This window comes from Amycolatopsis sp. GA6-003 (assembly GCF_046267895.1).
Classification (GTDB): Bacteria; Actinomycetota; Actinomycetes; order Mycobacteriales; family Pseudonocardiaceae; genus Amycolatopsis.
In genome coordinates, this window is the sequence record NZ_CP176499.1 from 9,142,769 (window position 1) to 9,166,232 (window position 23,464).

The window sequence follows — 23,464 nt, forward strand, 5'->3', positions numbered from 1 at the left end:
ACACCGGTCACCCTTCACAGGGTGGGTGTGTTGTTTCGGAGTGTTTCGGTGGTTTTAGCGTCAGGGAAACGCCCGGTCCCATTCCGAACCCGGAAGCTAAGCCTGACTGCGCCGATGGTACTGCAACCGAAGGGTTGTGGGAGAGTAGGACACCGCCGAACTTACGTTAGGTCTGGGCCCCGGTCCGAGAACCCTCGCTGGTTCTCCCGGGGCCCAGACTCATGTTCGCATCCGTTCGAAGCAGCGCGCGGGGACCGCTCAGGTCCGCCCGCGCGAGGTTGCTCCGAACGGGCCCGTAGGATAGTCAATCGGCCCTCGTGCGAGGGCCTGCTTCAGAATTCCACAGTTGTCTATGGCAGGAGGCCAGGTGTCCGAGTTCGGTCGACGAGACTCAGCGGATGAGGGGTCCGGTCGGTCGGCTCGCCGCGACCAGGACTCCCGCGGCGGACGGTCCGACGCGCCCCGGGGAGACCGGCGCGGCGCGCGGCAGGACCGCGGCGGGAGGGACAGCCACCAGGGCCGGCCCCGGCGGGACGACCGCGGCGCCCGCGGATCCGGCGGTTTCGCCGGCCGCCCCGGCCGCGGCGACGGGCCCCGCGAGAACCGCGGATACGCCGGGAAACGCGACGACGACCGCGACTTCCGCCCGCGCGGCAAGCGCGACTTCGACCGGCCGCAAGGCAAGTCGTACGGCGAGCGTTCCGGCGGACCCGGCGGCAAGTCCTACGGGGACCGCTCCGGGCGTCCCGAGGGGCGTTCGTCCTACGGCGACCGTTCGGAAGGCCGGTCCTCTTACGGCGACCGCGGCGGCAAACCTTCTTACGGCGACCGGTCCGGGCGTCCGGGCGGCAAGTCGTACGGGGACCGTCCGGAAGGGAAATCCTCCTACGGCGACCGCGGCGGGCGGCCGCAGGGCAAGTCCTCTTACGGGGAACGGTCCGGCGGGCGCTGGAACGACAACGACGACCGGCGCGGTCCGGGCGGATACCGCGGCAAGGACTCCCAGGGCGGCGGTTTCCGCGACGATCGGCGCGGATCCGGCGGATTCCGTGACAACGACCGCCGCGAAACCCGCGGCGGCTACCGGGACGACCGCGGCGGCAAGCCCGGCGGAAACCGGGACGACCGCGGCCCGCGCGACGACGGATTCCGCGGCGGGAACCGGGGTTCCGGCGGATTCCGGGACGACCGCTCCGGCGGGAACCGGCGCGACGACCGCGGGTTCCGCAACGACCGCGACGAGCGGCGGGACAACCGTCCGGGCGGATTCCGTAACGACCGTCGTGACGAAGGCGGTTACCGCGGGGACCGGCGCGACGACCGGTCCGGCGGGTTCCGCGACAACCGGCGGGATGACCGTTCGGGCGGGTTCCGCAACGAGCGGCGTGACGAAGGTGGTCACCGCGGAGATCGGCGGGATGACCGTTCGGGTGGGTTCCGCAATGACCGTCGCGACGAAGGCGGCTACCGCGGAGATCGGCGGGACGACCGTTCGGGTGGGTTCCGCAATGACCGTCGCGACGAAGGCGGCTACCGCGGAGATCGGCGGGACGACCGTTCGGGTGGGTTCCGCAATGACCGTCGCGACGAAGGCGGCTACCGCGGAGATCGGCGGGACGACCGTTCGGGTGGGTTCCGCAATGACCGTCGCGACGAAGGCGGCTACCGCGGGGACCGGCGGGACGACCGTTCGGGTGGGTTCCGCAATGACCGTCGCGACGAAGGCGGTCACCGCGGGGACCGGCGGGACGAGCGGTCCGGTGGGTTCCGCAACGACCGTCAGGACGAGAACTTCCGGCAGCAGCGCGACGAGGTCGAGGAGACTTCGTCGGCGGCGAGCGAGGAGTCCGCGGTCGAAGAGGTGACTGCGGGCGCCGTTGAGGTCGAGTCGGGCGCGGGAGCGCGGGACGAGGCCGCTGAGGGCCAGGAACAGCGTGCCGCGGACGGTTCGCCCGACCGTGGCGAGCGCGAGGGCCGGGGCGAGCGCGAAGAGCGGGAAGACCGTGGCGGCCGCAGCGATCGCCCCAGTCGCGGAGACCGGGACAGCCGCGACAACCGGGACAGCAGGGACAGCCGTGGAGATCGCGGTGACCGGCGCGACCGCAGGGACGACCGGCCCCGCGCCAAGCGGCCGGTGACCCTCGAGGAGCAGGACGCCGCCCTCGCCCGCGAGTTGCTCGAGGCGCCCGAGCTGCCCGAGGACATCGAGTTCTCCGACCTCGACGAGGAAGTCCGCCGGGAGCTGCGGACCCTGCCTAAGGGGCTCGCGGAGACCGTCGGGAAGCATCTGGTCGCCGCAGGCGGGCTCGTCGACAGCGATCCGGAGGCCGCGCTCGAGCACGCTCGGTACGCGAAGACCAAGGCGTCGCGGGTGCCGATCGTGCGGGAGGGGCTCGGGCTCGTCGCGTACCACGCGGGCAACTGGCAGGAAGCGCTGTCCGAGCTGCGGGCCGTCCGGCGGATGACGCGCAGCGACGAGCACATCGCGATCATCGCGGACGCCGAGCGCGCGCTCGGCCGTCCGGAGCGCGCCCTGGACCTCGCCAAGGAGACCGACAAGGAGCGGCTCACCAAGTCGACCCAGGTCGAGCTGGCGATCGTCGCGGCCGGTGCGCGGCGCGACCTCGGGCAGCTGGACGCGGCGGTCGTGTCCCTGCAGGGGCCGGACCTCCAGGCGGGCAAGCGCGACCCGTGGAGCGCGCGCCTGTTCTACGCCTACGCCGACAACCTCGAGGCTGCCGGGCGCAAGGAAGAGGCCGTGCAGTGGTTCCTCAACGCCGCCGAGGCCGACGCCGAGGACGAGACCGACGCGGCCGAGCGGGCCGCCGACCTGGCGAACGAGGCGAACGCGACCGAGGCGAACGAGCCCAGCGAGACGGACGACTGACGTGGCCTACGACGCGTTGCTCTTCGATCTCGACGGCACCGTCTACCACGGGCCGCAGGTGATCGAGGGCGCCGCGGAAACCGTGGCCGCCGTGCGCGAGCAGGGCACGGCGGTCAGGTTCGTGACCAACAACGCGTCCAAGGCCCCGTCCGCGGTCGCGGAGCACCTCCGGGACCTCGGGATCACCGCGGACACCGAAGAGGTGCACACGAGCGCTCAGGCGGCAGCCGCTCTCCTCAAGGACCGGCTGCCCGCCGGCGCGAAGGTGCTCGTCGTCGGCACCGCGTCGCTCGGCGACCAGGTCTCCGCGGCGGGACTGGAGCCGGTGCGGACCGCGGGCGACGACGTTTCCGCGGTGGTGCAAGGACATTCGCCGGAAACCGGATGGGCGGACCTCGCCGAGGCGAGCATCGTGATCCGGGCCGGCGGGCTGTGGGTCGCCACGAACACCGACTCCACGCTGCCCACCGAGCGCGGCCTGATGCCGGGCAACGGGTCGATGGTCGGGGCGCTCAAGATCGCTACCGGAGCCGAGCCGGTGGTCGCCGGGAAACCGCAGCCGTTGCTGTTCGAGACGGCCGCGCGATCCGCGGAAGCGAAGCGGCCGCTGGTGGTCGGGGACCGGCTCGACACCGACATCGCGGGCGCGGTCGCGGCGGGGCTCGACTCGTTGTGCGTCCTCACCGGCATCGCGACTCCGGCGACGCTGCTCGCCGCGATTCCGGCGGAACGGCCGACTCATCTCGGCCACGACCTCACCGCGCTCGCGCAGCCGGTGGACGAATTGCGCGTCGGCAAGCGAACCGGCTGGGAGATCAGCGAAAGCGACGTGCTGACCGTCCGCGGCGAAGGGGACGAGCTCGACCTGCTGCGCGCGCTGTGCGATTCGGCGTGGCGCACGGGAGTCTCGCAGGTGCGCGCGGACGGCGACGCGGCCGCGGCGGCGGTAGCCGGGCTCGGGCTGGCCTGACTGGTAGTTTGGGGCTGTGCACCCGAACGTTCCGCGGCCGGTTCCCGGACCCCCGCCGATCCCCGGACCCGGCCCGCAGCAGACTGACCCGCGGGCGGGCATCGACGAGGCCGTCGCCGGGCTCGACGACCTCGACACGCTGCCGCCCGCCGAGCACGTGGACCGGTTCGAGGCCGTGCACACCGAGCTGACCGTGGCCCTGTCCAGCATCGACAAGGTCTGACCGGCGTGGCCAAACGGGCCAGGCTCGACGCGGAACTCGTGCGGCGCGGACTCGCCCGCTCCCGCGAACAAGCCTCCGCGCTGATCACCGGCGGCAAGGTCACCGTGCGCGGCATGGTCGCCACGAAACCCGCCACCGGCGTGGAAAACGACGCGCCGATCGTCGTGAAGGACGAGGACGACCCGGGCTGGGCGTCGCGTGGCGCGCACAAACTCCTTGGCGCGCTTGAGCGTTTCGGTCCCGAGGGGCTGGCCGTCGAAGGCCGCCGCTGTCTCGACGCGGGCGCGTCCACCGGCGGGTTCACCGACGTGCTGCTGCGCAACGGCGCGGACCGGGTCATCGCCGCCGACGTCGGGCGCGGGCTGCTCGACTGGAAGCTGCGAACCGACGACCGCGTCGTCGTCCTCGACCGGACGAACGTCCGCAACCTGACGCCGGACGTCCTCGGCGGCCAGGTGGACCTCGTCGTCGGCGACCTTTCCTTCATCTCGCTCAAGCTCGTGCTGCCCGCGCTCGCCGCGTGCGCGCGCGACGGCGCGGACCTCGTGCCGATGGTCAAACCGCAGTTCGAGGTCGGCAAGGACCGGCTCGGCAGCGGCGGCGTGGTGCGCGATCCGGAACTGCGCGTCGCATCCGTGCTGGGCGTGCTCGCCGAGGCCGGGAAGCTCGGCTTGGCGCTGCGCGGGGTCGTCGCGAGCCCGTTGCCCGGCCCGTCCGGGAACGTCGAATACTTCGTGTGGCTCCGCAAAACGGAGCCGGAAGACGCGGGCAGCGAGGACGCCGAACGGCTCGTGCGCGCCGCAGTCCAGGAAGGACCCCAGTGACCGCCGAACGTGAAGTGCTCCTCGTGGTGCACCCCGACCGGGACACCACCCGGGAGGCCGCCCGCGAGGTGTCCCAGCGGTTCGCCAAGGCCGGGATCCGGCTGCGCGTGCTCGACGAGGACGTTCTGCGGCTGATCGACCCGGACGGCTGCATGGGCATGCCGTGCACCGTGGTCGCGCCCGAGCACAATCCGGCCGAGGGAGCCGAACTCGTGTTCGTGCTCGGCGGCGACGGGACCCTGCTGCGCGCGGCGGAACTCGCCCGTCCGGCGGAGGTGCCGGTGCTCGGCGTGAACCTCGGCCGCGTCGGGTTCCTCGCCGAGGCGGATTCGGACGCCCTCGCCGACGCCGTGCAGCGCGTGGTCGACCGCGAGTACCACGTCGAAGAGCGGATGACCGTCGACGTCACGGTCGCCGCGGACGGCGCGGAGATCTACCGGACCTGGGCGCTCAACGAGGCCAGCGTCGAGAAGTTCAGCCGCGAGCGGGTGCTCGACGCGCTGATCGAGGTCGACGGCCGCCCGGTGTCGTCCTTCGGCTGCGACGGCGTGCTGTGCGCGACGCCGACCGGCTCCACCGCGTACGCCTTCTCCGCCGGCGGCCCGGTGCTGTGGCCGGACGTCGAGGCGCTGCTCGTGGTGCCGAGCAACGCGCACGCGATGTTCTCCCGCCCGCTGGTCGTCTCGCCCGAGTCGGTGATCACCGTCGGCATCGACCCGACCGGCCCGAAAGCGGCGCTGACCTGCGACGGGCTGCGGTCGTTCGACCTGCCGCCGGGCGCGCTGGTGCGCGTGGTGTGCGGCAAGCAGCCGGTGCGGCTGGTGCGGCTGTGGGACGGCGTGTTCACCGACCGGCTGGTGTACAAGTTCGGCCTGCCGGTCCGCAGCTGGCGCGACCGGCGCGCGGGAGACCGCTGAGCGCGACGCGCCCGCACAAGTGTTCGACCAGCGAAAAGAAGAGTTAGCGGACCTCGGACGCGCAGAACGTCGGTGCGGGCCGCTACCGTATGCGTCGTGCTGGCCGAGATGCGCATCCAGGGCCTCGGAGTCATCGAGGAAGCCCTGCTGGAACTGCACGCGGGCTTCACCGTGGTCACCGGTGAGACGGGTGCGGGCAAAACCATGGTCGTCACCGGGCTGCACCTGCTTTCGGGCGGGCGGGCCGAGGCGTCGAAGGTCCGGAACGGGATGCTGAAGGCATTCGTCGAGGGCCGGTTCACCGTGGGCAAGGACGACGCGGCCGCCCGCATCGTCACCGACGCGGGGGCCGACGTCGACGAGGACGGCAGCGTCATCGCGCTGCGCACGGTCGCGGCCGACGGGCGCTCGCGGGCGCACCTGGGCGGCCGGTCGGTGCCGGTCGGGGTGCTGTCCGAGCTGTCCGAGCAGGTGATCGCCGTGCACGGGCAGAACGACCAGCTGCGGCTGCTGCGCCCGGCCGAGCAGCGCGCGGTGATCGACCGGTTCGCCGGCGACGCGGTGGGCAGGCCGCTCGCGGAGTACCGCCGGGTCCGCGAGGAATGGCTGGCCGTGCTCACCGAGCTGAGCGAGCGCTCCAACCGCTCCCGCGAGATGGCGCAGCAGGCGGACCTGCTGAAACACGGCTTGAACGAGATCGACGCGGTCGCGCCCGAACCGGGCGAGGACGTCGAGCTCACCGAGCAGATCAAGCGGCTCGCCGCGGTCGACGAGCTCCGCGCGATGGCCACCGAGGCGCACGCGGCGGTGTCCGGCGCGCAGGATGGCGATCCGGACGCCCCGGGCGCGCTCGGCCTGGTCGGCGAGGCGGTGCGGCGGCTGGTCTCGGCGGAGGACTCCGTGCTGCGCGACCTCGTGCCGCGGCTGGAGGAGGCCTCCACGCTGCTCAGCGACGTCGGCGCGGAGCTGGGCAGCTACGTCGAGAACCTGGACGCCGACCCGGCGCTGCTGGAGAAAGTGCTCGCGCGCCAGGCCGATCTCAAACGGCTCACCCGCAAGTACGCCGCGGACGTCGACGGCGTGCTGGCGTGGGCCGAGGACGCGCGGCGCCGGCTCGAATCGATGGACACCTCCGAAGAAGCACTAGCGGCGCTGGCCTTGCGCCGCGACGAGCTGGCCGTGGAGCTGGTCGCGCACGCCACCGAGGTTTCCGCCGCGCGCGGCAAGGCGGCCGCCGAACTCGCCACGGCGATCACCAAGGAACTGTCCGGGCTCGCGATGGGCCAGGCGGAGCTGGAGATCACCGTCGAACAGCGGCCGGCCGAACACGGCGACCGGCAGGCGCTGGCGATCGACGGGCACGCGGTGCACGCGGGCCCGGACGGCGTCGACGAAGTGGAACTGCTGCTGCGGGCGCACAACGGCGCGCCGCCGCTTCCCGTGCACAAGGCCGCCTCGGGCGGTGAGCTGTCGCGCGTGATGCTGGCGATCGAGGTCGTGCTGGCGCACGCGGACACCGTGCAGACGCTGGTGTTCGACGAGGTGGACGCCGGGGTCGGCGGCCGGGCCGCGGTGGAGATCGGCCGGCGGCTGGCCCGGCTCGCGCGCACGCACCAGGTCCTGGTGGTCACGCACCTGCCGCAGGTCGCCGCGTTCGCCGACCAGCATCTGGTGGTGGACAAGGGAACCAGCGGCGGCGTCACGCGCAGCGGCGTGAAAACGCTCGGCCAGGACGACCGGGTGCGCGAGCTGGCCCGGATGCTCGCCGGCATGGACGGCACCGAAACCGGCCGCGCGCACGCCGAAGAACTGCTTGCCGCCGCGGAGAAAGACAAAGCGAAGTACGCGGCTCCGAAGCGCAAGCGCACGAAGAAGGGCTGAGGCGGATCCCATGACCTGGGCCACGCTGGCCGACGTCGAAGCCGAACTCGCCCGCGCGCGGCGGGAGGACGATCTCGACCGCTTCCTCGCGCTCCTCGGCGACGAGGAGCTGTTCGTGCCGATCCACCGGGACGAGGCGCAGCGGCTCGCGCAGGAGCGGACCTGGTCGCCCGCGAAAGTCTGCTGCGCGCACGGCGGCGAGTCCTCGCTGCAGGTGTTCACCCGCGGCGCGCTTCCGGATTTCGGCGCGGACGTGGTGTTCCTCAGCGGCGATCTCGACTGGGCCACGCACGGCCTCGGGCCCGGCGAGCAGGTCGTGTTCAACCGCGGCACGCTCGGCGAATGGCGGGTGAGCGCGGCGGCCGTGCTGCCCTGGGTCGACGCGAACCCGCACCGGGTCACCGCGGTGGAACAGCAGGTCGAGCGGCTTTACACGGCGCGGTACGGGGTTCTCGACGGTCCGGTCGCGCACGCGCTCGCCTGCGGCGCGCACCAGGCGGTGCTGTCGGCCGAACCGTGGAACGTCCTCGACGCGCGCTACCACGACTACGTCGCCGAGGTCCGCGGCCTGCGCGACTGGTGGGGCGTCGCGGACGCGGCGGGCTGGCGGGCCGCGATGGACCGGCTGCTCGGCGATTCCTACCAGCTCACCACCGGGAACCTCGTGCTCGTGCTGCGCGCCCGCAGCGGACTGGCGCTGGACGTCTACGGCTGGGTCGAGCTGGTCCGGCAGTGGTGCGCGGACAACGACGCCGAGGACCAGGCCGGGCCGCTCGTGGACGCGGTGCGCCGGATCGTCCGGTACGAACAGCGGTTCCGCGCCGACGGCCTGCTCGCGCCGGACGGCGTGGTGGACAGCATCATCGGCTGGGACGTCGCCCGCGCGGTCGAACTGGCGCGCTGGGGACTGGCGGTCGGCTACTGCGACCCGCTCACCGCGGAGCTGATGGTGCTGGAGGCCGGCGCGATCGCCCGCCGCTACCACGATTCGTGGGCGGACCTGTCCACCGGCTACGTGCTGGGCAGGCTGCTCGCGCTCGACCGCGAGGAATTCGGCCCGGAGTACGACTCGGCCGCGCGGGTCCGCCACCGGCTGCTGACCGATCCCGCGAGCCCCTGGTCCAACCTCGATTTCGAGGCGGACGGACCGCACAGTTAACCCCGGCCCGGCACGGCGCGCGACCTGGCTCACCACAACGAGTCATGTCCGCTTCGGCGCGTCGGCTCCGCACCAAGGCACAAATTTGTCACCATCAGCCACATGAAGCTCACTGGTCTTCTCGCGCGGAACCAAGAAGCCCTCCCCGGCGTCATCGGTGTCGCGCGGGTCGACCGGCGCACGCGGGAGCTGCTGCGCCGGGTCAGCGCCGGCGACATCGTCGTGCTGGACCAGCTCGACCTCGACCGCGCCACGGCCGACGCGCTCGTCGCCGCCGAGGTCGCCGCGGTGGTCAACGCGTCGCCGTCGATCTCCGGCCGGTTCCCCAACCTCGGCCCGGAAATCCTGGTGGCGGCGGGCATCCCGCTGGTCGACTCCGTCGGCGGGGACCTGCTGCGCACCGTCAAGGACGGCACGAAGCTGCGCGTGCACGAGGGCGCGGTGTACCTGGGGGAGCGGCAGCTGGCGACCGGGGTCGAGCAGACCGCCGAAAGCGTCGCCGACCAGATGATCGAGGCCAAGGCCGGGATGTCGACCCAGCTGGAAGCCTTCTCCGCCAACACGATCGAGTTCCTGCGCCGCGAGCGGACGCTGATCCTCGACGGCGTCGGCGTGCCGGAGCTGAAGGTCCCGGTGCGCGACCGGCACGTGCTGGTCGTCGCCGCGGGGACCGGGCACGCCGAGGACCTCAAGAAGCTCAAGAAGTACATCGGCGAGCACCGGCCGGTGCTGATCGGCGTCGACGCCGGCGCGGACACCCTGCGCGCGCAGGGCTACCAGCCGGACGTGATGGTCGGCGACCCGACCGGGATCGGCACCGCGACGCTGCGCAGCGGCGGCGAGGTCGTCGTCCCCGCGCAGCCGGACGGGCACGCGCCGGGCGTCGAGCGGATCCAGGACCTGGGCATCGGCGCGGTCACCTTCCCCGCGTCCGGCAACGCCGAGGACCTCGCGCTGCTGCTGGCCGACGCGCACGGCGCGAGCCTGGTGGTCACCGTCGGGTTCCAGGCCACGCTGCGGGAATTCCTCGACCACGGCCGGTCCGGGTCGAACCCGTCCACGTTCCTCACGCGGCTCAAGCTCGGCACGAAGCTGGTCGACGGCAAGGCCGTCGCGACGCTGCACCGCGCCCGGGTGTCGCTCGGCGCGGTCGCGCTGCTCGTGCTCGCCGCCATCGTCGTCGTCATCGCCGCGCTGCTGGTGTCCGACGTCGGCTCCGTCTATCTCGAGTGGATCCAGCACGCCTGGTCCACGTTCGTCGCCTGGGTGAAGGGTCTCTTCACGTGATTTCCCTGCGGTACCACATCGTTTCCATCACCGCGTGCTTCCTGGCGCTGGCCGTCGGCGTGGTGCTGGGCTCGACCGCGCTCAACGGTTCGCTGCTGTCCGGGCTCGCGGACCAGAAGAAAGACCTCGGCACGCAGGTCGCCGACCTCGAGGCGCAGCGCAACAACCTCAAGGCGCGGCTGTCCGACGCGGACGCCTTCGCCGGCACGATGGGCCCGAAGGTCGTCGCGGGCGCGCTCGACAAGCGCAGCGTCGTCATCGTCACCACGCAGGACGCGCGCCCGGCCGACCGCGACGCGCTCAAGAAGCTCGTCGGCCAGGCCGGCGCCTCGGTGACCGGCGAACTGCAGCTGACGAACGCGTTCACCGACCCGGCGAAAGCCGACCAGCTGCGCGACGTCGTCACGCGGCTGCAGCCGGCCGGGGCGAAGTTCCCGACCGCGGGCGACTCCGGCACGCTCGCCGGCGCGCTGCTCGGTTCGGTGCTGCTGCTGGACAAGGCGAGCGCGAAACCGCAGTCGAGCGGCGACGAACTCGCCGCCGCGCTGGGCGGGCTGACCGACGGCGGTTTCGTGAAGCCGAGCCAGGGCGTGCAGCCCGCGCAGCTGGCGATCGTGCTGACCGGAGCCCAGCAGACCGGCGACGGCGCGGGCGACCGGGCCGCGACGATCGCGCGGTTCGCCGCGCAGATGGACCGCTCCGGCGCGGGCACGGTGCTCGCCGGGGACCCGGGCTCCGCGGAAGGCACTGGCCCGATCGGGGTCGTGCGCGCGGACACGTCGGCGACGTCGATCCTGTCCACTGTGGACAACGCGGATTCGGCGGCCGGCCGCGTGGCGGCGATCCTGGCCTTGCAGGAACAGCTCAACGGCGGTTCGGGCCGGTACGGGATCGCGGGCAACGCGCAGGCGATCGCGCCGGGCGTGGCCGCTTCGGGGAACTGAACGAGAGACTTTCCGCCTCCCGCACCACAGCCGGCGGCGGCGCCGGGTTTCCTTCGTGGGCGAGGAAAACCGGCGCCGCCGCCGACTTGTGCGCCTGCCTCGGGGACGGGACGGGTCTCGCCCGGCTTGGTGCGCGTGTCGCGAGGGTGGGAGTGCCCGCCCAGCTTTGTGCGCCTGCATCGAGGACGGGACGGGTCTCGCCCAGCATTGTGCGCGTGCCGTGAGGGCGGGAGTGCCCGCCCAGCTTGGTGCGCGTGCCGTGAGGGAGGGAGGGCCCGCCAAGCTTCGTGCGCCTGTCGCGAGGACGGCTCTCGCGCACAGCAGTCAGCGGCGGCACCGGATCCCTTCGGGGGAGGAAGTCCGGTGCCGCCGCCGTTATTCGCGCGCCTGCCGCGGGGTCAGCAGGCGCCGTTGTCCGCCCAGACCGCTGCGCTGCCGGGCGTTTCGCCTCGCGTCCACCACTTGGCGGACCAGCGGTGGCCGTTGTAGGACACCACCGCGCCGGCGTTGTAGGACTGGGAGGTGCTCCACGCCGCCGGGCACGCGGTCGTCGGACCGCCGCCGGTGCAGGCTCCGTTGTCCGCCCAGACGTCCGAGGTGCCGGGCTGCTCGCCCTGCGTCCACCACTTCGCCGTCCACGTGTGGTTGTTGTACGACACGACCGCGCCGCCGTTGTAGACCTTGCCCGAATCCCAGGCCGCCGCCGTGCACTGGCTGGGCGGAGTCGTGGAAGTGGTGGGCGTGGTCGGGGTCGTCGGCGTGGTCGGGGTCGTGGGGGTGGTCGGCTTGGTGGAAGTGGTGGGCGTCGTCGAGGTGGTCGGCGGCGGGCCGGAGCAGCCCTCCGTCGGCGCGGCGAGCCCGTCCACGACCGCGTGGAACAGCGTCGACTCGGGATCGAGGTCGTACAGCGAGAACATCATCGCGCCGCCGAGGCCGTTGCAATGGATGTAATCGGTGCGCGCCTTGATCGACTGCTTGGACGAACCGCCGTAGAAGCTCGTCCCGTCGTAGAACCACGCGGATTGCGTTGTCGGGTCCCAGAACGTGGTCGCCGGGTTGTCGACGACGCCGGAGAGTTCCTTGTACATCGCGACGCCGGGCACGTTGCCGCTCAGCGGATGCGGAGCGGACGGGCCGGTCGCCGTCTGGTACAGCCCGTGGTTCGAGCCGGCCGGGACGCCGGTCCAGCCCCGGTAGTAGAACGGGATGCCCAGCGTCAGCTTCGCCGCCGGGAACCCGCCGGGGATGCCGTACGCCGGATCGCCTTGCGTGTACGCCTTCATCACCTGGTCGATGGTGTATTTCTCGGTGCCCGGCGGGATGGTCGGCGACGGATCGTTCGGCGAGGGGTAGAGCGGGTCCTGGAAGTTCGTCGGGCCGGTCTTGTCCCACGCGCCGTGCATGTCGTAGGTCATCGGGTCCGCGAAGTCCATGTACTGGTGGATCTTGTCGGTCTCGATCTTCGCGATCTTGTCCTGGCCGCCGGGCAGGGCGGCCGAGAGCGCGTAGTGCTTGCCCAGCGCGTCGAGTTCGGTGCGGAACTCGGCGAGCAGCGCGGTGAAGTTCTTCGTGTCGTCGGGGCTGTAGTGGTTGCCCTTGTGGCCGCCGGGGTGCGCCGGGTACTCCCAGTCGATGTCGAACCCGTCGAAGATGTTCGCGGCGGTGCCGGGGCCGCCGAAGCCGCCCGCGGCCGGGATGTTGCCCTTGATGAACATGTCGATGCAGGAGCTGACGAACTTCTTGCGCGAGGCGTCGGTGGCCGCGGCGTCGGAGAAGTACTTCGAGTACGTCCAGCCGCCGAGCGACAGCAGCACCTTCAGGTTCGGGTGCCGGGCCTTGAGTTCCTGCAGCTGGTGGAAGTTGCCGACGATCGGCATGTTGTAGGTGTCGGCGGTGCCGTCGACGCTGATGTCCGAGCCGAACGACTTCTGGTAGTCGGCGAACTGGTCGCCCGCGCCGTCGCCCGCGTTCGGGTCGTCCTCGCCGCCCGGGTCGGGGGTGGTCGCCTTGGTCGTCTCGAAGCAGGTGAGGTTGTTCGGCTCGATGTTCTCGAAGTCGTAGAGCAGGTAGTCGATGTTGTCGGCGATCTTGTCGACGTTCTTGAGGTAGTAGGCGTTCTGGTAGATGCTCCATTGGTCGAAGTAGGCGATGCGCAGGCCTCCCGAGGAGGGCGCGGGCGTCGCGGTGGCCGGGGCGGGCCGGGCCAGGATGGTGAGACCGGCCACGACCACGGCGGCCGCGGCGGCGCAGGCCACGGCCAGCGGTCTCAAGGTCCGGTGGGGCATAAGCGTTTCTCCCTCGCACAAGCGAAGTCCGCCCGCCGCACCGGAATGCGCGGCGAGCGTCGGACATCGGGTGATCACTGCAGGAGCGGGGCCGGCCCGCTTCCGAATGTGAACCAGGGCACAGCCGGAGTCAATACTGTGGACTAGACCAATTTCCAGGGCTGGGCGTTTTGTGGTGAAGTGTCCGGAAAGGCCCGACGAACGGCCTGTTCCACGCGGGGCGAGTGGTCCGGACCGCCGAGCGGCTCCGGTTCACCCGTACGGGTGTGGCTGACCCGACATCCGGCTCGCGCGGCATCAGGCGCGTCTCAGGAAGATCATGGGTGGTTCACAGCTGCGCACGAGAGCCTGGCACCATGAGCGCCAACGACCCCGGGAGCACGGCCGAACGATGACCACTACCGAGATCCCGCTCGTCCGTTCCGACGAGCCGGCGCCCGCCAGATCGCCGCACCTGCGTCAGCTCGATTTGTACCGGGTCGTCACGTTCGCCCTGGTCATCCTCATCCACGTGATCGGCTCCACGACCTTCCCGCAGGACGTCGTCGCCGACGCGATCCAGACCCCGCTGCACCTGACCCGCGAAGCGTTCTTCGCGCTGACCGCGTTCGTGCTCGCGTTCCAGTACCGCGACCGGCCGCTGAACGCCGGGAAGTTCTGGCGCAGGCGGTTCCCCCTGGTCGCGGTGCCGTACGTGGTGTGGACGGTGATCTACCGGGGTTATTCGGTGCTCGCCTCGGACCAGCCGTTCGGCTCGGCCGGCGCGCAGCTGCGCACGCTCGGGCTCGACCTGCTCACCGGGAACGCCTGGTACCACATGTATTTCATGCTGGTGACGCTGCAGGTGTACCTGCTGTTCCCGCTGCTGGCCAAGCTGTTCGACCTGATCCGCCGCCGTCCGTGGACCGTGCTCGCGGTCTCCGGCGCGCTCCAGGCGGCGGTCGCGGCCTTCATGAGCTACCCGCCCGCCGCGCTGGGCTACGGCTTCGTCAGCAAGTTCTTCGCGACCTTCGTCGTGTACCAGTTCTACATGCTGCTCGGCACCGCGGCGGCGGTGCACTTCGAGGCGGTGCACGCCTGGCTGCGCACGCACGCGCGCCGGGTCCTGCTGGGGATGGCCGGCGGGCTCGCGATCGCGGAGACCGGCTATTTCGTGAGTGTCCACTTCGGAGAGTGGCCGGAGATGGCGTCGGACGCCTTCCGCCCGTACCTGATCCCGTGGTTCGTCGCGGTGATCGCCGGGATCTACCTGGCGGGCGCGCGCTGGGCGGAGAGCAGGCAGCGCGGCGGGCGGTTCGTGTCCTGGGCGGTGAACCGGTCGTTCGCGGTGTTCCTGACCCACCCGATCGCGATCGCGCTGCTGGACCCGCTGTTCGTCTTCGTCGGCGACCGCTACGGCGCGCCGTGGACGACGCTGGTGGCCTACCCGGCGACGGTGGCGCTGACCTTCGGCATCGTCGAGGTGCTGCGGCGGCTGCCGTGGAGCAAGGCGCTGACCGGCCGCGCCCGGGTGCCGGTGCGGTCCTGAGCGGCAAAGGTCCGGGAGCGGCAAGCGGTCATTCCCCGGGCCAGGCGCGGTGTTTCTCGAGCGGCCGGGCGTAGGACCCGGCGCGGCTGGTGCGCAATCCCAGCGCCACCAGGGATTCCGCGAGCCGGACCGCCGCCGCGACGCCGTCGACCACCGGCACGTCGAGCATCGCCGACATCTTGCGGTCCAGCCCGGTCATCCCGGCGCAGCCGAGCACGAGCACCTCGGCCCCGGCGTCGCGCGCCCGCAATCCCGCGGCGAGCAGGGCCGATTCGGTCCGTTCCTCGTCGCGCAGCTCCAGCACGCTCAGCCCGGTGCCGACGACCGCGACGCAGTTCCGGTCCACGCCCGCGGAATGCAGGCTGTCCTCGATCAGCCCGCAGGTGCGGTCCAGCGTCGTCACCACGCCGTACCGGCGGCCGAGCAGCCCGGCGAGATGCGCCGCGGCCTCGGTGATGTCGACGACCGGCACCTCCAGCAGTTCCCGGGCGCCCTCGCGGCCGTGCTCGCCGAACCCGGCGAGGACGACCGCGTCGAACGGTTCCTCGGTGGTGCGCAACAAGTCCAGCACGGCCGCGGCGGACAGGAAGCTGTCCAGCCAGCCCTCGGCCGATTCCGGGCCCCACTTCGGCGTCAGCGCAAGGATTTCGGTGCCGGGGCTGGCCGCCGCGCGCGCACCGGCCTCGATCTCCTTCGTCATGGCCTCGGTGGTGTTGCAGTTGGTGACGAGGATCCGCATCAAGCCCTCCGCTGGCGGTACGAAACGGCGTAGTAGAGCAATCCGGCGCTGGCGGTGCCGAGGAACCAGGAATACGGCGCGGCCGGCGCGAAGAACGGCACCAGCGCGATCACCGCGGAGAGCACCGCGCACGGGAAGAAGGCCGCCATCGCGCGCGGATTCACCTTGGGGTACTTGCCGTCTCGCACGAACAGCTGCTCGACGTCGACCTCGCAGCGGCGGATCAGGTAGTAGTCGACGATCATGATCCCGAACAGCGGCCCGAGGAACGCGCCGAGCCCGCCGAGGAAGTAGTTGACCACCACCGGCGACGAGTACAGCTTCCACGGCAGCACGCACAGCGCGGCGACGGCGCTGATCATCCCGCCGACGGTGAACGAGATCCGCTTGGGCCAGATGTTGGCCAGGTCGTAGGCGGGGGAGACGAAGTTCGCGACGATGTTGACGCCCATGGTGGCGATGGCGAAGGTGAGCGCGCCGACGATCAGCACCGGCGTGTTGTGCACGCGGGCGAGCAGCTCGGCCGGGTCGGTGATCGCCTCGCCGAACACCTGCAGGCTGCCCGCGGTGACGATCACCGACAGCAGCGCGAACGCCGTCGAGTTCACCGGAAGGCCCCAGAAGTTGCCGCGCCGCACCGTTTTCTGGTCCGGGGCGTTGCGGGAGAAATCGCAGAAGTTGAGCATCAGCGTGCCGTAGGTGGACAGGATCAGCCCGGCCGCGCCGAACCACTGCCGCACCTGCTCGCCGCCGGACAGCTGCCGCGGGCTGCTGGTGAACGAAAGGCGCCAGTGGCTCGCGGCGAGAATCCAGACCGCGAGCGCGATCATCACGACCCAGATCAGCGGGCCGCACCAGTCCTGGAACTTCCGCACGGCCTCCATGCCGCGGGTCAGCACGAGCGCCTGCACCAGCCACAGCGCCACGAAGCACATCCAGCCGAGCGCGTGCAGGCCGAGGAAACTGTGCTGGGTCAACGGTTTCAGGCCGGGGTCGATCGCCAGCACGAGCAGCGTGATGGCGACGCTCGCGAGATAGGTCTGGATGCCGTACCAGAAGATCGCGATCACCGCGCGGATCAGCGCGGGGAGGTTCGCGCCGAACGTGCCGAAGCTGATCCGCGCGACCACCGGGAACGGGACGCCGGTGCGCTGCCCGATCCGGCCCATCAGGTTCATCCCGAAGAAGATGACCACGAACCCGAACAGCAGCGCGGTGAACACCTGCCAGGCCGGGAGGCCGAGCACGAACAGGCCGGCGGCGAAGGTGTAGTTGCCGAGGTTGTGCACGTCCGACATCCAGAGCGCGAAGATGTCGTAGACCTTCCAGCGCCGTTCCCGGACGGGGGCGAGGTCCTCGTTCCACAGCCGGGGGTCGGGTTCGGTCTGGACGTTCGCGCTGGTCGCGGTGGACGGGACGGGCGTCATCGCTGACCTCCGGTCGACGTGCCGGCAGCTTTGGTATCCCAAACTGGGGATCCTCACTATCTCCCCGCGCGGCCGCTGCGTCAACCCTCTTCCCGATAAACTCGCGGGCGTCCGGTGTCGGTCAGAGGGGGTCAGGTGGGCGCCATCCAGGAGCGGCAGCCGCTCGCGGCGACGCGCGCCCGGGTGCTCGACGAGCTGCGGGAGCGGATCCTGACCGGGCGGCTGAAGCCGGGGGACCGGCTGGTCGAACGCGAATTGGCCGAGGATCTCGGGGTTTCGCGGGTGCCGGTGCGCGAGGCGATCCGCAGCCTCGAGGCCGAGGGATTCGTGGTCGTGCCCTCGCCGCGGCGGGTCGTGGTGCGGCAGCTGGCGCGGGTGGACGTCGAGGAGCTGTTCGACGTCCGGGAGGCGCTGGAGAGCCTCGCCGCCGCGCGCGCCGCGGAGCGGGCCGGGAAGCCGGAGATGCGGCGGCTGGAGCGGTTGCTCGCCGAATCCGCGCGGGTCACCCCGAGCGGCGACGGCGCGCGGATCTCGGAGGTCAACAGCAGGCTGCACGACGAGATCGTCGCCATCGCGGGCAACCGGCTGCTGACCACGATGCTGCATCCGCTCGAAGGCCAGCTGCGGTGGCTGACCAGCCAGAACGAGCACTGGGACGAACTGCTGGACGAGCATCGCCGGCTGGTGGACGCCATCGGGTCCGGCGACGTGGAGCGGGCGCGCGAGTACGCCGCCGAGCACGTCCGGGTCAACCGCGAGGTGACACTGCGCGACCTGTTCGGGGAGGGCGAGCGGGGCGAGCGCCCGGCGGGCTGATCTCCGGTAAGGTGACCCTAACTCGCGGGAGGGGGTCGCTGGTGGCGCACGTGCAGGGCGAGCCGGAGTGGGTGTCCACAAGGGACGGACGACGGCTGTACGCGATGGTGCTGCCCGGTCCGGAGAGCGCGCCGACCGTGGTGTTCGAGGCGGGGGCGGGCGCGGGGCGGTCGTCGTGGGGGCTGGTGCAGCCGCTGGTCGGCGAGTTCGCGCGGGCCGTCGTGTACGACCGGTCCGGGCTCGGGCGCAGCGCGCCGGATCCCTCCGGGCGGACGCTGGACCGTATGGCCGACGATCTCGTCGACGTGCTGAGCCATTTCGGGCCGGGGCCGTACGTGCTCGTCGGGCACAGCGCCGGGGGACCGATCGTGCGGCTCGCCGCCTCGCGGACCGCTGCGAAGGTGGCGGGCCTGGTGCTGGTCGATCCGACCGACGAAGCGGCGGAAGTGCTGTTCTCGCCCCGATTCCGCGCCGCCGAACGGAAACTTCTGCTTGCCGGCCGGATCCTCGCCGCGGCCGGATTGCTGAAGTTCTTGTACCGCCCCATGGTTCGGGCGGCTCCCGAGGACGTCCGGCGCGATCTGGTGCGCGAAGGCTTTACGCCGCAAGTGCTGCGCACCCAGGCCGAACAGGCGCGCACCTTCCTCGACGAGCTGGCGACCTGGCGGGCGAATCCGCCCGCGCAAGGCGACTATCCGGTCACCGTGGTGTCCGGCGGCCGCACCGGGGACGGGATGAACGCCGCGGTGCGCGCGGAGGCGAATGCCGCGCACGCGCACCGGGTTTCGCCGGGCGGACGGCACCGGATCGCGGAGAAGTCCGGGCATCTGGTGCCGGTCACCGAACCCGAGGCGGTGGCGGAGGAGATCCGCCGGCTGCTCAGCTGACCGCGTCGCTCCACGTCTCGACGAACTTCGGGAACGTCTTGCCGACCGTCTCCGGGTTCTCGACCAGCACGCCGGGCACGCGCAGGCCCAGCACCGCCGCGGCCATCACCAGCCGGTGGTCCTCGTAGGTGTGGAACACGCCGCCGTGCATGGGGGCGGGAGTGATTTCCAGGCCGTCCTCGAGTTCGGCGACGTTCGCGCCGAGGCCGGACAGTTCGGTGGCCAGCGCGGTGAGCCGGTCGGTCTCGTGACCGCGCAGGTGCGCGACGCCGGTGATGCTCGACGGGCCGTCGGCGAAGCACAGCATCGCCGCGATGACCGGGGTCAGCTCGCCGACCTCGTGCAGGTCGAGGTCGATGCCGGGGAACGCGCCGCCGCCGGTGACGACCAGGCCGTCGTCGTCCAGCGTCGCCTTCGCGCCCAGTTCGGTCACCAGGCCGCGCAGCCAGTCGCCCGGCTGCGTGGTCTGCTTCGGCCAGCCGTGCACCCGGACCGTGCCGCCGCCGACCACCGCGGCGGCCACGAACGGGGCCGCGGTGGACAGATCCGGCTCCACGACGTACTCGGGGCAGGAGAGTTTGGCGGGCTCCACGTGGAATTCCGGGCCCGAACGGTCCACCGTCGCCCCGAACCGGCGCAGCATGTCGAGCGTCATCGCGATGTGCGGTTCGCTCGGCGGGGCGCCGCCGACCAGCCGCACCGTCACGCCCCGCTCGAACGCCGGGCCGGCGAGCAGCAGCGCGGACAGGAACTGGCTGGAGGCCGACGAATCGAGGTCCACCCGGCCGCCGCGCAGGCCGCCGGTGCCGTGCACGGTGAACGGCGGCGCGTCGCGGCCCCCGTCGTCGATCCGCGCGCCGAGCTCGCGCAGCGCGGCCAGCAGCGGGCCGATCGGGCGGCGGCGGATCGCCTCGTCGCCGTCGAACAGCACCGACGCGTCGCCGAGCGTGGCGAGCGCGGGCGTGAACCGGGCGACGGTCCCGGCATTGCCGAGGGCCACGGTCGTTTCGTCGCCGCGTCCGCCGATGGTGCCGAGCGGGTGGACGAGGAAGCCGTCGATGGTCTCTTCGGACAGCGCGCCCAGCGAGGCGAGCGCGGCCAGCATCAGCCGGGTGTCGCGCGAATCGAGCGGACGGCGCACCCGCGTGGGCGCGCTCGCGAGCGCGGCGAGCACGTAGGCCCGGTTGGTGATGGACTTCGATCCGGGGACGCGCACCGCGGCGTCCAGCGAGGCGCCCGCGACCGGGGCGGTCCAGTGGTCATCGCGGAGGTTCGGCACGCCGCGCAGCCTAGCGCGGGGCGGGCGGGCCGGTTCCGCCGCGCCGGGAAGAGGCGTCGGCGAGCGAACCGGCGGGAGTGGGATATGCTGGCGGCCCGTGGGACTTCAGTCGCGGGCTACCAAGTATGTCTTTGTCACCGGAGGCGTCGCCTCCTCTCTGGGTAAGGGTCTGACGGCGTCCAGCCTCGGACAGCTCCTCACCGCGCGCGGACTCCGCGTCACGATGCAGAAGCTCGACCCGTACCTCAATGTCGACCCCGGGACGATGAACCCGTTCCAGCACGGCGAGGTGTTCGTCACCGACGACGGCGCCGAGACCGACCTCGACATCGGGCACTACGAGCGCTTCCTCGACCGCTCTCTCGACGGCAAGGCGAACGTCACCACCGGACAGGTGTACTCGGAGGTGATCGCCAAGGAGCGCCGCGGCGAGTACCTCGGCGACACCGTCCAGGTGATCCCGCACATCACCGACGAGATCAAGGCGCGGATCACCGCCGCAGCCGGGCCGGACGAGAACGGCGTCGCGCCGGACGTGGTGATCACCGAGGTCGGCGGCACGGTCGGCGACATCGAGTCGCTGCCGTTCCTCGAGGCGTGCCGCCAGGTGCGCCACGACGTCGGCCGCGACCAGTGCTTCTTCCTGCACGTGTCGCTCGTGCCCTACCTCGCCCCCTCGGGCGAGCTCAAGACCAAGCCGACCCAGCACTCGGTCGCCGCGCTGCGCAACATCGGCATCCAGCCGGACGCGCTGGTGTGCCGCGCGGACCGGGAGATCCCGGACGACCTCAAGCGCAAGATCGGCCTGATGTGCGACGTCGACACCGAGGCGGTCATCGCCTGCCCGGACGCGCGCTCGATCTACGACATCCCGAAGGTGCTGCACGGCGAGGCGCTCGACGCGTACGTGGTGCGCCGCCTCGGCCTGCCGTTCCGCGACGTCGACTGGACGGTGTGGGGCGACCTGCTCGACCGGGTGCACAACCCGGCCGAGGTCGTCCGGGTCGCCGTGGTGGGCAAGTACATCGACCTGCCGGACGCGTACCTCTCGGTCACCGAGGCGCTGCGCGCGGGCGGGTTCGCGCACCGCGCCAAGGTCGAGATCGTCTGGGTCGCCTCGGACGACGCGCAGACCGAATCCGGCGCGGCCTCCGTGCTGTCCGATGTGGACGGCGTGCTGATCCCGGGCGGGTTCGGCATCCGCGGCATCGAGGGCAAGGTCGGCGCGATCCACTACGCGCGCACGCACGGCGTCCCGCTGCTCGGGCTGTGCCTCGGCCTGCAGTGCATGGTCATCGAGAGCGCCCGGAACCTGGCCGGCATCGAGGGCGCGAACTCGGCCGAGTTCGACGAGACCACGAAGCACCCGGTGATCTCGACCATGGCCGACCAGCGCGACGTCGTCGCGGGCGAGCGGGACATGGGCGGCACGATGCGGCTCGGCGCGTACCCGGCGAAGCTCAAGCCGGGTTCGCAGGTGGCCAAGGCGTACGGCACCACCGAGGTGTCCGAGCGGCACCGGCACCGCTACGAGGTGAACAACGCCTACCGCAAGCAGATCGGCGACGCCGGCCTGGTGTTCTCCGGCACCTCGCCGGACGACCGCCTGGTCGAGTTCGTCGAACTGCCCGCGGACGTGCACCCGTTCTTCGTGGGCACCCAGGCGCACCCCGAGCTGAAGAGCCGCCCGACCCGGCCGCACCCGCTGTTCAGCGCGTTCGTGAAGGCCGTCGTGGACCGCAAGGTCGCCGAGCGGCTCCCGGTCGAACTGCCCGAGACGCCCGTGGCGGCTCGGTGAACGCGCCCGGCACGCACGAGTTCTCCGTCGCCGGCAGCACGGTCGTCCACCTCGGACGCGTCGTCGGCCTGCGGGTCGACGACGTCGTGATGCCCGGCGGGGAAACCGCCAAGCGCGAGGTGGTCGAACATCTCGGCGCGGTGGTGATCGCGGCGCTGGACGGCGAGGACAACGTCACGCTCGTGCACCAGTACCGGCATCCGCTCGGGCGGCGGCTGTGGGAGCTGCCCGCCGGGCTGATCGACAAGCCGGGGGAGGACCCGGTCGAGGCGGCCCGGCGCGAGCTGGCCGAGGAGGCCGGGCTGGCGGCGGGAAGCTGGGAGACGCTGGTCGACGTCGCCGCCTCGCCCGGGTTCACCGACGAGGTGGTGCGCGTGTTCCTCGCGCGCGATCTGTCCGAAGTGGACCGTGAGGTGCTCGGCGACGAGGAGGCCGACCTGGTGGTGCGGAAATTCCCGCTCGCCGAGGCGGTCCGGATGGCGCTGGCGGGCGAGCTGGTCAACGGCGCGACCGTCTCGGGCGTCCTTTCCGCGCACGCGGTTCTGACCGGGGCGGCCCAGACGCGCCCGGCCGACGCGCCGTGGCAGGACCGGCCGACGCGGTTCGCTCGCCGACTGGCCGAGGGCTGATTTCCCCGTTCTGTCGGTGCGCCGTCCTAGAGTGGCGGCGTGAACGATGCGGGGGTCGAGGTGCGGGGCGCGATCGCCACGTACCTCGACCACCTCGTCGTGGAACGCGGCACCGCCCGCAACACCCTCGACAGCTACTCCCGCGACCTCCGGCGATACGCCGCGCATCTGGAAGCGGCGGGAGTCGAGCGGCTGGGCGAGGTCACGCCCGCCCACGTCACGTCGTTCGGCGCGGCGCTGCGCGAGGGCGACGAAGAACACCAGCCGCTGGCCGCGTCGTCGGCCGCGCGGGCGCTGGTCGCCGTTCGCGGGCTGCACAAGTTCGCGCACGCCGACGGGCTCACCGAACACGACCCGGCCCGCGACGTCCGCCCGCCCGCCGCGGCGAAACGGCTGCCCAAGGCGCTGCCGGTCGCGGACGTCCTCAAGCTGCTCGACACTCCGCCGCCGGACGGCGAACGCGCCTTGCGCGACCGGGCGCTGCTGGAGCTGCTGTACTCGACCGGAGCGCGGATTTCCGAGGCGGTCGGCCTCGACGTGGACGATGTGGACGACACCGAGCGCACCGTCCTGCTCGACGGCAAGGGCGGGAAGCAACGGCTGGTGCCGATCGGCCGTCCCGCGCTCGAAGCACTCGACGCCTACCTGGTCCGCGCCCGTCCCGCGCTCGCCGCGAACGGCCGGGGCACGTCGGCGATCTTCCTCAACGCGCGCGGCAGCCGGCTTTCCCGGCAAAGCGCGTGGCAGGTGCTCAAGGACACCGCCGAGCGGGCCGGGATCACCGCCGCGGTGTCGCCGCACACCCTGCGCCACTCGTTCGCGACCCACCTGCTCGAAGGCGGCGCGGACGTCCGCGTGGTGCAGGAACTGCTCGGCCACGCCTCGGTGACCACGACCCAGGTGTACACGCTCGTCACGGTCACGACGCTGCGCGAGGTCTACGCCACCGCGCATCCGCGCGCGCTGGGCTGAATGCCCGGGGCG

At 71.9% G+C, this 23,464-nt stretch carries 19 protein-coding genes and 1 rRNA gene; 16 read left to right on the top strand and 4 right to left on the bottom strand.

Going from position 1 to position 23,464, the window contains the following annotated elements; translation table 11 throughout:
- Positions 1-44 precede the first annotated feature (44 nt).
- The 10 genes from rrf (at position 45) to F9C12_RS41370 (ending at position 11,092) form a co-directional block, all read left to right on the top strand.
- Positions 45-161, top strand: a 5S ribosomal RNA gene (gene rrf / locus F9C12_RS41325).
- Between the two features lie 206 nt (positions 162-367).
- Positions 368-2,887, top strand: a complete 2,520-nt coding sequence (locus tag F9C12_RS41330; protein ID WP_409464087.1) for a hypothetical protein — start codon at positions 368-370, stop codon at positions 2,885-2,887.
- A gap of 1 nt (position 2,888) precedes the next feature.
- Positions 2,889-3,857, top strand: coding sequence for an HAD-IIA family hydrolase (locus F9C12_RS41335; RefSeq protein ID WP_409179744.1), 969 nt, complete (start codon positions 2,889-2,891; stop codon positions 3,855-3,857).
- A gap of 16 nt (positions 3,858-3,873) precedes the next feature.
- Complete coding sequence (locus F9C12_RS41340) at positions 3,874-4,080, top strand: hypothetical protein (RefSeq protein ID WP_009079580.1); 207 nt, start codon at positions 3,874-3,876, stop codon at positions 4,078-4,080.
- Positions 4,081-4,085: 5 nt separating this feature from the next.
- Positions 4,086-4,904 (top strand): TlyA family RNA methyltransferase, encoded by an 819-nt coding sequence (locus tag F9C12_RS41345; RefSeq protein ID WP_409464088.1) that lies wholly within the window; start codon positions 4,086-4,088, stop codon positions 4,902-4,904.
- Complete coding sequence (locus tag F9C12_RS41350; protein ID WP_409179746.1) at positions 4,901-5,821, top strand: NAD kinase; 921 nt, start codon at positions 4,901-4,903, stop codon at positions 5,819-5,821. Before F9C12_RS41345 ends, F9C12_RS41350 begins: the two co-directional genes overlap by 4 nt.
- A gap of 96 nt (positions 5,822-5,917) precedes the next feature.
- The gene (gene recN / locus F9C12_RS41355; RefSeq protein WP_409464089.1) at positions 5,918-7,702 is read left to right on the top strand and encodes a DNA repair protein RecN; all 1,785 of its coding nucleotides are present in this window, start codon (positions 5,918-5,920) and stop codon (positions 7,700-7,702) included.
- A gap of 10 nt (positions 7,703-7,712) precedes the next feature.
- Positions 7,713-8,861: a DUF1266 domain-containing protein gene (locus F9C12_RS41360; RefSeq protein ID WP_409464090.1), complete on the top strand. Its 1,149-nt coding sequence runs from the start codon at positions 7,713-7,715 to the stop codon at positions 8,859-8,861.
- Between the two features lie 102 nt (positions 8,862-8,963).
- Positions 8,964-10,148: a putative cytokinetic ring protein SteA gene (gene steA / locus F9C12_RS41365; RefSeq protein WP_409179749.1), complete on the top strand. Its 1,185-nt coding sequence runs from the start codon at positions 8,964-8,966 to the stop codon at positions 10,146-10,148.
- Positions 10,145-11,092 (top strand): copper transporter, encoded by a 948-nt coding sequence (locus tag F9C12_RS41370; protein ID WP_409179750.1) that lies wholly within the window; start codon positions 10,145-10,147, stop codon positions 11,090-11,092. Before steA ends, F9C12_RS41370 begins: the two co-directional genes overlap by 4 nt.
- Positions 11,093-11,490: 398 nt before the next feature.
- Here F9C12_RS41370 and F9C12_RS41375 read toward each other — a convergent pair whose 3' ends face one another.
- Positions 11,491-13,377, bottom strand: coding sequence for a glycosyl hydrolase family 18 protein (locus tag F9C12_RS41375; RefSeq protein WP_409464091.1), 1,887 nt, complete (start codon positions 13,375-13,377; stop codon positions 11,491-11,493).
- Between the two features lie 391 nt (positions 13,378-13,768).
- Here F9C12_RS41375 and F9C12_RS41380 point away from each other — a divergent pair, with 391 nt between their 5' ends.
- A complete protein-coding gene (locus F9C12_RS41380; protein ID WP_409464092.1) occupies positions 13,769-14,905 on the top strand; it encodes an acyltransferase in 1,137 nt (378 codons plus the stop codon).
- 28 nt (positions 14,906-14,933) lie between these two features.
- On the opposite strand, the gene F9C12_RS41385 is transcribed toward F9C12_RS41380, so the two are convergent.
- Both F9C12_RS41385 and F9C12_RS41390 read right to left on the bottom strand, forming a co-directional pair.
- The gene (locus F9C12_RS41385; protein WP_409464093.1) at positions 14,934-15,644 is read right to left on the bottom strand and encodes an aspartate/glutamate racemase family protein; all 711 of its coding nucleotides are present in this window, start codon (positions 15,642-15,644) and stop codon (positions 14,934-14,936) included.
- Entirely contained in the window at positions 15,644-17,071 is a 1,428-nt protein-coding gene (locus tag F9C12_RS41390) for an NCS1 family nucleobase:cation symporter-1 (protein WP_409464094.1), read from the bottom strand. The genes F9C12_RS41385 and F9C12_RS41390 overlap by 1 nt, the downstream gene beginning before the upstream one ends.
- A gap of 144 nt (positions 17,072-17,215) precedes the next feature.
- Here F9C12_RS41390 and F9C12_RS41395 point away from each other — a divergent pair, with 144 nt between their 5' ends.
- Positions 17,216-17,887 (top strand): GntR family transcriptional regulator, encoded by a 672-nt coding sequence (locus F9C12_RS41395; RefSeq protein WP_409186971.1) that lies wholly within the window; start codon positions 17,216-17,218, stop codon positions 17,885-17,887.
- 41 nt (positions 17,888-17,928) lie between these two features.
- Entirely contained in the window at positions 17,929-18,774 is an 846-nt protein-coding gene (locus tag F9C12_RS41400) for an alpha/beta fold hydrolase (RefSeq protein ID WP_409464095.1), read from the top strand.
- On the opposite strand, the gene aroA is transcribed toward F9C12_RS41400, so the two are convergent.
- On the bottom strand, positions 18,767-20,053 hold the full coding sequence (aroA, locus tag F9C12_RS41405; protein WP_409464096.1) for a 3-phosphoshikimate 1-carboxyvinyltransferase: 1,287 nt from the start codon (positions 20,051-20,053) through the stop codon (positions 18,767-18,769). The genes F9C12_RS41400 and aroA overlap by 8 nt on opposite strands.
- A 97-nt stretch (positions 20,054-20,150) precedes the next feature.
- Between aroA and F9C12_RS41410 the strand changes: the two genes are divergently transcribed.
- The 3 genes from F9C12_RS41410 to xerD are packed head-to-tail and all read left to right on the top strand — an operon-like array spanning position 20,151 to position 23,452.
- Positions 20,151-21,851, top strand: coding sequence for a CTP synthase (locus F9C12_RS41410; RefSeq protein ID WP_409179757.1), 1,701 nt, complete (start codon positions 20,151-20,153; stop codon positions 21,849-21,851).
- Positions 21,848-22,480 carry an NUDIX domain-containing protein gene (locus tag F9C12_RS41415; protein WP_409464097.1) on the top strand — a complete coding sequence of 211 codons (633 nt, stop codon included), beginning with the start codon at positions 21,848-21,850 and terminating at the stop codon, positions 22,478-22,480. The genes F9C12_RS41410 and F9C12_RS41415 overlap by 4 nt, the downstream gene beginning before the upstream one ends.
- A gap of 39 nt (positions 22,481-22,519) precedes the next feature.
- Positions 22,520-23,452 carry a site-specific tyrosine recombinase XerD gene (gene xerD / locus F9C12_RS41420; protein ID WP_409464098.1) on the top strand — a complete coding sequence of 311 codons (933 nt, stop codon included), beginning with the start codon at positions 22,520-22,522 and terminating at the stop codon, positions 23,450-23,452.
- The last annotated feature ends 12 nt before the right edge of the window (positions 23,453-23,464 follow it).

Excerpts from the sequence above, each read along its gene's own strand:
- steA (WP_409179749.1), top strand. The coding sequence starts at position 8,964 with ATGAAGCTCACTGGTCTTCTCGCGCGGAACCAAGAAGCCCTCCCCGGC.
- F9C12_RS41360 (WP_409464090.1), top strand. The coding sequence starts at position 7,713 with ATGACCTGGGCCACGCTGGCCGACGTCGAAGCCGAACTCGCCCGCGCG.
- F9C12_RS41390 (WP_409464094.1), bottom strand. The coding sequence starts at position 17,071 with ATGACGCCCGTCCCGTCCACCGCGACCAGCGCGAACGTCCAGACCGAA.
- F9C12_RS41375 (WP_409464091.1), bottom strand. The coding sequence starts at position 13,377 with ATGCCCCACCGGACCTTGAGACCGCTGGCCGTGGCCTGCGCCGCCGCG.
- F9C12_RS41385 (WP_409464093.1), bottom strand. The coding sequence starts at position 15,644 with ATGCGGATCCTCGTCACCAACTGCAACACCACCGAGGCCATGACGAAG.
- F9C12_RS41380 (WP_409464092.1), top strand. The coding sequence starts at position 13,769 with ATGACCACTACCGAGATCCCGCTCGTCCGTTCCGACGAGCCGGCGCCC.